Genomic DNA, 7,889 nt, shown 5'->3' with positions numbered 1-7,889 from the left:
AGCCTGGGATTGTTGCGATGTTGGATAGGGGGAGAAACTGGGTTGTGTCTTCTCCTTTTTCTTTGATATATACGTGCTTTTCCCGTTCGGGAATAGTTTCATCGCACTTTAGTAAGTGTAATGGCATTGCTTTTTGCTCCTGCTATTTTCTCTGCTTCCGAATATTTTTCTTCTCTTCTTGTTAGGCAACATGATGTGTATATTGATAATTAAATATTAATAAATATTTCCATTTATAATCGTTAGTTAAATAACAAATGAATAAAATAATAAAAAATATATTAATGAACACATTTCCGATATAAACAAGTAAAATAAGAGAATATATACGCTGTTTTTGAGAGTAATTATCTTTGGTAAATATTAAAGATAATTACTCTGACTGTTTACATATTCAAAATTAATAAATCTAATCGAAACTCCAAAATGAGAGCCTAGTCTTTCTGAACATGTAGTGTATTAGCCTAGCTATCTATAGGAGTGACTTATTAGTAAAAGACACTATCAAGAATCTAATATATTACCACTACAAATAAATTTGCCTAATTGGGATGCTCCCCCAAAAACTATTTGTAGAGATGCGATTAATCACATCTCTACAGACAAATTTTCTGTTTTATTTATGTCCGGTAGTACAACCATAATAAAGTTATCTTACGAATTCTGCACATTAGCGCTTAAGCGTAAGTTTTATTTAGGGTACGTAGACGGACATGATATCAATTGTTGCTCACTGAACTGCAAACATCTCAAGGTTCCCAAATATTATCCTTGAAACTGCTACCAGTCAACTAACTCACAAAATATCCCCATAAGTTGTGAGCAAAGACTGTCAGTTCATCAGACAATTGCCTAATTTTCAGATACTTACCCCAAGCAGGATGATGAACTGTAAGTAACCTACGGCATAACTCTGAGGAAAGGTTTTCAATTCCACAATCACCTCCCGACGAGACTTGTGGAAGTAAATCACCATTTCATCACAGGTGTATATCCGAGGAAAGGTTTTCTAATTCCACAATCACCTCCCGACGAGACTTGTGGAAGTAAATCACCAGTTCATCAAACTATTGGTTAATTTATTAGGATTTAACTGTTTCACCGAAAGCATACAAAAGTTAAAGAGAGGCTAGGCAATTGCCACAATGCCTATGCCAGAGAAAACCTTTTGTGCTTTTATATCTTTGATTCCCTATATATCAAGCATACCATACAAGTTGCCAATTTACTTGCGCTCAAAAAAATTATTTGACCACTTTAACTGCTGTAAATATTATGAATAATACATTCATAGATAACAGTTTTAAACTTATTCATATAGTATGCATATTGAATTATTTTGTAAGCGATTCTAATTCTAACTACTATATACAAGAGATATTTCTAGAAATTAGTTCTTCGTCGGCTGAAACCCTTGTTGGAAAGTAGCTGTGCCACATATCTAGATTAACTTCTGGAGATATAGAAATCAAACTGTGCGATCGCTAACTACATTGTTGTATGAATCTTTTGCCATACAACTGTATATCTCATCGTTAAAAAGTAAAGATACATACTCCTTTATTTTTTTATGTTGTTTAATTATGAAGACTCCTTTAGCCAAGTGTATGGTAAACTTGCGGAGGGGTAAAAGTAAGTTCAGTATATGGAAAAAGCGAGTGTTAAAGTAGTGAATGATAAGTTTCCAGCCAGCCTATCCTCGTAATATAGACTTTTCTACCTTTTGTTCAAGGGAATTGTAAATATAAAGGCGCAAGCAGTATTCGAGGCAAAGTAAAATCTACAAAAAGACTAAAATCTACTGCCCAGCTGAATTTACTCACAACATTGGTAAGTCTGCTGTGGCTAATTCCCACGGAGAAAAAAAGCCAGATGAAGCAAGATGCAAATCTTTACAATAATATCAAGTCCATAAGAACTCGTTTGGGCTTGAGCCAACAAGATTTAGCAAATATTGCTGGTGTTACCCGTCAGACGATTAGTGGTGTAGAATCTAGACAGTATACTCCTTCGGTCGCAATTACATTGCGGTTAGCCAAAGCCCTAGGCTGTAAAGTTGAAGATTTATTTTGGTTTGAGCAAGATTTACCAGAAATTGAAGCAGTTCTTAGTAGAGCAGTACCAGAAACTCAGAAATTTCGTGTAAGCATAGCACGGGTGTCAGGGCAATGGATAGCCTATCCGCTTGTGGGGAAAGATGCTTTTCGTACAGAAATGATAGCCGCAGATGGTGAGGCATTTGTGTTGAATAAAGCTGTTGAGGAATTGCCAAAAGGATTAGAAAGCAGAAGCAAAATTCTTGATCCCTCAGGAAGGGGAGAAGGTTTTGCCGCAGAGTATCCGGAAAGTAAAACTAAAAATCAAACCGGTGCAAACATTGTTCGAGTCAGGCTGTTAGACGATGTAGACAAACTGCATAATACAGTGGTGATTGCTGGTTGTGCTCCAGTAATTTCGCTGTGGGCAAGAGCTACTGAACACTGGCATCCCCAGTTACGGGTCAATTATACTTTTGCCAATAGTATGGCAGCTTTGCATAGTTTATGCAGAGGAGAGGTTCACATTGCAGGGATGCACCTATACGACTCTCAAACAGGAGAACATAATGTTCCTTTTGCACGGGAGATTCTCGCAGGTAAGGAAGCAGTTTTGATTACCTTGGGTATCTGGGAAGAAGGACTTTTAGTGCCCCCAGGTAATCCAATGGGAATTCAAACAGTTGCAGACTTGGCATCTAGGGGAGTAAGTATTGCAAACCGTGAACCTGGTGCTGGTAGTCGAATCATCCTAGAACAACTACTGGAGCGAGAAAAGGTACCATTGAATGCAGTTAAAGGGTTTGATTATATCCTTCACAGTCACCAAGATGTTGCCAAAGCAGTAGTTTCCGGAATTGTAAATGCAGGAGTTAGTACTGCTTCTATTGCTGATATTTATGGGTTAGGATTTGTCTCTCTACACCATTCGCGGTATGACCTAGTAATACTTAAGGAATACTTGCAAGAAGCACCAGTACAGCAGTTGCTTGGTACTTTGGGACATAGATTAGTGCGATCGCAATTTGAGATTCTTGGTGGTTATGATACTAGTAGAATAGGCGAAGTTGTAGCAAATATTTAAGATGGTTCACTTATGCGGAAATTTAATAACAGTTAATGGAATGTGAAAAAGAATATCCCTAACTTTTTTTTAAAGTTAGGGATACCAAAATTACTTTAATGAATCAGAAAATAGACAATTTATTTTTTATATTGAACTGTCTAACTGATAAAAACATTTTTTAGTCAACAGCAACTATCACATCTGAAGACTTAATCACAGCGTATACTGGACTCCCTTCAGAAATATTAAGGTTTTCTGCTGAAGCTTTTGTAATAATTGAGGTTACTTCTACTCCAGGGGCAATTTCAATAATTATCTCCGTATTAATAGCTCCAGGAATAACTTTTTTAACATTGCCTTTCAGAGCATTACGAGCACTAACTTTCATACTGAGTTACTTTTGTTCTTGATTAATTGGTAAGCATTTAAGTAAATATAACAACTTTATCGTTAAAAATACCTCAGTGAATTTACTGCTGTCATGTAAATTCACTGGGGCTCTCAATTGGATTAAATTTATATCGGATTTTACTTCGTAAGTTAGGATAAATACATTACTTAGTAGCATTATATCTTTTCATTTCTTGGGTAATGGTAGAATTACGAAGTATATATCTAAATAGTACTTGCAAAAACCGTACTTACTCCTGGAGTATAATGTTAGCTCAATATCTATTATGTAAAACAGTATATCGTCTGTCAGAATATACTATGTTTACACTAGCTATGGTTAATCGACGCCAACCATTACATCCGTAGATTTAACAACAGCGTAAGCATCTTTACCCTCAATTAAACCAAGTGAGGAAACCGCATCCTTTGTAATAATGGATGTAACTTCTACCCCTGGTGAAAGTTCTAATATAACCTCAGAGTTTACGCTACCGGGTATAATTTTTTTGACTTTTGCTTTTAGGACATTGCGGGCGCTAATTTTCATTTTCCCTGACCAAACATATTTCTACATATATGAATACTATATAACATAGAATAACTAATATCTCGTCGCGCAAAAATTTAGAGAGTTTCCAGTTACAATAGTCACTTTATACATGCAAATAAATACTAGTACCAAAAAACAGACAGATGTTCAAACTTATCCCTCTGTGGCATATCTTCAAATTGCTGCTATATTTCCCTGCGTCCAATTAATGTATTGATAAATATTTGGAGAAAGATATGAATGTGATGTATTGCTCCATACTAGTATCGTTTCTGTACTACAAATAGAGTAAAGTCTCCAGGATAATTTGATTAGAACATTTGTAACAAGTTAAAATAACGTTTCTTTTCTTAACTAGAAATTATGCTGAATTTTTAGCAGTAATTAAGGCATAAAACTAAGATTTGTACTGAATTTTCAAGAAAAATATAAATGTTCAGCACAAAGATTAGGTGATTGCTAACCCCAAAACAACACTTTCTTTGACAATTTTTAGCATAGCTCTCACTTTATAGCTAGATTGACAAATACTTTGCAACCTTAACTTGTGACCAATGAATTAGAGAGTGGATGGAGAATAATATCTTCCATCGAATCCAATTAATTACATAGCCTCTATATGTTATAATAGTAAGCCTTTATTTTCGTCCATATATCAGGTTCCATTTGATTGCTAGTTCAAAATAGAGATATGAAACTAATTAACGTGAGTTCGATGAGTTATAAAGGCTGAAACTCTTATCCAGTATTATGTGTGATAACCAAGAGTTTCTAAAAACTCTGAGTTTATTGAGAATCGAATCAGTAACCCTTGAATTTGCGAATTATTGACTTGGTTCTCAACTAATGATTGAGGTAGTCTTTGAGCCTTAGTGTCCAAAACCATTGATTCACAAGCTTTATAGCGTTTTAAATCCGTCGAACTCACGTTAATTAAGAAATCAGAACAACTTCTTCTCCTCAAAATGAAGAATATGGAGGAAGAAGAACAAAATTTACAACTGGATATCAAGAATTTATCAGAGATGAGTCTGGAGCCAAAACGCATCATTATAGAAAATAAAAAATCTAACTATATTCCAATGCGGAATTACCCCATAGTCCAATCTGTTGGGTACTCAGGGTGGCAAGTCTTCGATATTTGGAGAGATATTCGAGTCGATAATTTTTCTGATTTTTAATCTTATTTCTAAATTTAATTACTGTAAATATTGCTGCAATGTAAAAATCAAATGGAAACAACGCAGTAGAATTTCCACAGAATAATGGTAGGGTTTTCCATAAAACCACCCTTCCACAGTACGCTCGTGGTAGCCTGTTAACGCCGACAAAGTAGTGAGGCAAGCTTTCATATAACCACAAGGATTACGTTCTCCTTCTTGCGGTAACTCAACCCCAGGATGAATAATGGGCATCCAAATAAGGCACCATTCCTGTGGTGTCATTGGCTGTAAAAGTGCCAAAAATATTTTTTGAGTATTTGGATTATTGGCTGTTTGTCGCAGTATGAATTTTACGAACCAACGGGGGATTTTCTTGGCATTAATTAGCTTTTCTTGGCATTGCATTTTATTTCTGTCTTGAATTTCTATTTGTCATCCCAAAGCGATCGCCAAACGACTACGAAGCCATTCCCAACCAATAGCAATATTCGATATAAATCTAAATTTGATGCGAATCTAAAACGCTATTTCCTGCTGTTGGTGACTCGGATAAGAAGCTTTCAAATCGGTAATAAATTGAGCGATCGCATTCACCCCAGTACAAAGCATTCCACTTGCAGCACGATATCCGCGAGAACTCCATCCGCTCCAGCCAAATCTTTCTCCAATCTCCCCAAACTCAGCCACAACAGCATCTGATTCTTGATTGTTACTCATTTGCAGCCGAACAAGTTCTTGTTCTTTTTGGGACAATACGTTATTTAGGCGATCAACTTCCCGCGTCAAAGGCTCGATCGCTTTCTCAACTTCTTTGTTGACAACCCTTACAGCTTGATTGTTGAGCGTATTTCCCCAATTATCTGTCCGCGAATTGGAATATTCGAGAGCTTTTTCTAATTCTGTAACCCGTTGTTCGAGTTGTTTATTCCTTGTTTGTAGAGCTTGCACTGACTTTAGCTCGTCCTCTTTCGCAGCCAGTTGTGCGAGTAAATCTTGATTTTTCTGCGCGATCGCACGAGCATGTTCTTGCGCTGCTTGAAGTTCTTGTTTTGCCGCTTGTAGTGCTGCATCTCGAATTTCTACAAATCTTCCCTGTTCTGACTCAGCTTTTTCGTGATTGTATTGAGCGATCGCATCTGCAATTTTCTGCTCAACTTCGGCTGCGGTAAACAATTCCTGAGAATTAGCCTTTCTCACTGGCTGTTGAGCTTCTGGCTCGATTTGGTGGGGTTTGAGCAGGTGTTTGACTTCCATTCCCTGGAAAACAGTGTGGTCGAGCAGTACCCAAAAATCTCCCTCTCGCTTGGACATGATTATCCCACTATGTCCGTTCCATCCTGCATTATCTTCCTTGACCACAATCCGCATTCCTGGGGCTAATTCCGTAGTTGGCAAAGCTGGAGTTTGACTTACTTCTGTGCTTGGTATTTGTTTATTCCCTTTCTCCCTCACTCCCTCACTCCCGCTTTCCTGCTTAACCTGTGCTGCTGTTTTCTTACCCGATCGCACTAATTCTTTAACCAAATCGTGGCTGACTTTGGTTAACTGTCGCAGCGCAGAAACGCTCCAGTTTTGGACATTTTGACGGATTAGTTTTTGCGATCGCACTGGTAATTTCTCAAACCAAGCATAAATCTCCATCGCAGAGGAGGCGATATAGCGTGATGCACCAAAATCAGGCGAGGCAAGCCATTCAGAAAATACTTTCTTCCCATTGGGGCAAAATGCAAGGCAGTCTAAGTAAAAATCTTGGAGTGATCGCCCTATCTCCAACAACCCGTCGAAGGTTTGACGAACGAAACCAACGAAACTTCCGAGGGTGGATTTTGCCTTGGTTTGCAAGTCGGGTTTGGCAAAGCGATCGTAGTCGAAGTTGTAGGCTATTGCAAAAGGTGCAGTTATATTCATAATTAAAGATGTCCCTTTTATATTTTGGGAACCAAGCCTTCTGAACCGATCGCGAGTCTGAGCAGAAGGTTTGGCACTAATTGAATGTTCTTTCGTTGTGGATATCAAGACTTAGGACTCTGAGCAGCCTTGCTGATTTTTATTCTGTCCATAATCAACAAATGTGTTTTTCTTCGTTGATGCGACATGGAATAACAGCAAGAGTATTTTTCTCCAAGTAGTCGTTATGCCATGATTAATATTGACCTCGCAAGGGGTTGACACTGACTGTTGCAACGAAATATTGACAATTGAGTGCGATAGTTATTCATTACTAATTCTAGTTGCGTTGTCACTAGCCGTCAACCCGTTGCGGTAATTAAAAGGTAAAGTTTCTTGTAATGGATATGAAACAGTTAAGAGAGCGATTAAATTTGAGAACAGTTGATGTTGCCAGTAAAGTCGGTGTTGGCGAATCCTCCGTCCGTAATTGGGAGAAAGGACGTACTATGCCCAAGCTGAGAATTGACCAAGTCGCAGCATTATGCAGGCTTTATAATTGTTCAATTGAAGAACTAGAACAAGCAGTTAATGAGTCGATGTCTCAAGCGTTGCAATATCAAAGTCAGTCCTGATGTGACTTACATAGTTGGTTCGGTTATTTCTTATACAAGAATTTGATATGAATTTAACGCTGAAATTAAAAATTATTTCTTCAACATCAGGAAATACGTTGATGATTAAAATTGATTAAATATTTTTATAAACTGTAAACTCTAAAATAGCGATCGCTT

General features: G+C 37.4%; 7 protein-coding genes. 3 read left to right on the top strand and 4 right to left on the bottom strand.

Translation table 11 applies throughout. From position 1 onward, the window contains the following. Window positions 1-1,872: 1,872 nt before the first annotated feature. Complete coding sequence (locus tag VB733_RS21820) at window positions 1,873-3,120, top strand: substrate-binding domain-containing protein (protein ID WP_323342158.1); 1,248 nt, start codon at window positions 1,873-1,875, stop codon at window positions 3,118-3,120. Between the two features lie 160 nt (window positions 3,121-3,280). On the opposite strand, the gene VB733_RS21815 is transcribed toward VB733_RS21820, so the two are convergent. Further along, the gene (locus tag VB733_RS21815) at window positions 3,281-3,490 is read right to left on the bottom strand and encodes a molybdopterin-binding protein (RefSeq protein ID WP_323342157.1); all 210 of its coding nucleotides are present in this window, start codon (window positions 3,488-3,490) and stop codon (window positions 3,281-3,283) included. 342 nt (window positions 3,491-3,832) lie between these two features. After that, window positions 3,833-4,042: a molybdopterin-binding protein gene (locus VB733_RS21810; protein WP_323342156.1), complete on the bottom strand. Its 210-nt coding sequence runs from the start codon at window positions 4,040-4,042 to the stop codon at window positions 3,833-3,835. 968 nt (window positions 4,043-5,010) lie between these two features. On the opposite strand from VB733_RS21810, the gene VB733_RS21805 reads away from it, so the two are divergent. Further along, on the top strand, window positions 5,011-5,226 hold the full coding sequence (locus tag VB733_RS21805; RefSeq protein WP_323342155.1) for a hypothetical protein: 216 nt from the start codon (window positions 5,011-5,013) through the stop codon (window positions 5,224-5,226). 18 nt (window positions 5,227-5,244) lie between these two features. On the opposite strand, the gene VB733_RS21800 is transcribed toward VB733_RS21805, so the two are convergent. Together VB733_RS21800 and VB733_RS21795 are read right to left on the bottom strand one after the other, a co-directional pair. Next, window positions 5,245-5,613: a hypothetical protein gene (locus tag VB733_RS21800; protein WP_323342154.1), complete on the bottom strand. Its 369-nt coding sequence runs from the start codon at window positions 5,611-5,613 to the stop codon at window positions 5,245-5,247. 111 nt (window positions 5,614-5,724) lie between these two features. Beyond that, window positions 5,725-7,116: a hypothetical protein gene (locus VB733_RS21795; RefSeq protein WP_323342153.1), complete on the bottom strand. Its 1,392-nt coding sequence runs from the start codon at window positions 7,114-7,116 to the stop codon at window positions 5,725-5,727. A 386-nt stretch (window positions 7,117-7,502) separates the two neighbouring features. Here VB733_RS21795 and VB733_RS21790 point away from each other — a divergent pair, with 386 nt between their 5' ends. After that, window positions 7,503-7,730: a helix-turn-helix transcriptional regulator gene (locus VB733_RS21790; RefSeq protein ID WP_323342152.1), complete on the top strand. Its 228-nt coding sequence runs from the start codon at window positions 7,503-7,505 to the stop codon at window positions 7,728-7,730. Window positions 7,731-7,889 lie beyond the last annotated feature (159 nt).

This window comes from Calothrix sp. UHCC 0171, from assembly GCF_034931845.1.
GTDB lineage: Bacteria > Cyanobacteriota > Cyanobacteriia > Cyanobacteriales > Nostocaceae > Brunnivagina.
Note: the sequence above shows the minus strand (reverse complement) of the source record. Positions and strands in the feature narration are given on the sequence as shown.

Excerpts from the sequence above, each read along its gene's own strand:
- VB733_RS21820 (WP_323342158.1), top strand. The coding sequence starts at position 1,873 with ATGAAGCAAGATGCAAATCTTTACAATAATATCAAGTCCATAAGAACT.
- VB733_RS21815 (WP_323342157.1), bottom strand. The coding sequence starts at position 3,490 with ATGAAAGTTAGTGCTCGTAATGCTCTGAAAGGCAATGTTAAAAAAGTT.
- VB733_RS21810 (WP_323342156.1), bottom strand. The coding sequence starts at position 4,042 with ATGAAAATTAGCGCCCGCAATGTCCTAAAAGCAAAAGTCAAAAAAATT.
- VB733_RS21805 (WP_323342155.1), top strand. The coding sequence starts at position 5,011 with ATGAAGAATATGGAGGAAGAAGAACAAAATTTACAACTGGATATCAAG.
- VB733_RS21800 (WP_323342154.1), bottom strand. The coding sequence starts at position 5,613 with ATGCAATGCCAAGAAAAGCTAATTAATGCCAAGAAAATCCCCCGTTGG.
- VB733_RS21795 (WP_323342153.1), bottom strand. The coding sequence starts at position 7,116 with ATGAATATAACTGCACCTTTTGCAATAGCCTACAACTTCGACTACGAT.
- VB733_RS21790 (WP_323342152.1), top strand. The coding sequence starts at position 7,503 with ATGAAACAGTTAAGAGAGCGATTAAATTTGAGAACAGTTGATGTTGCC.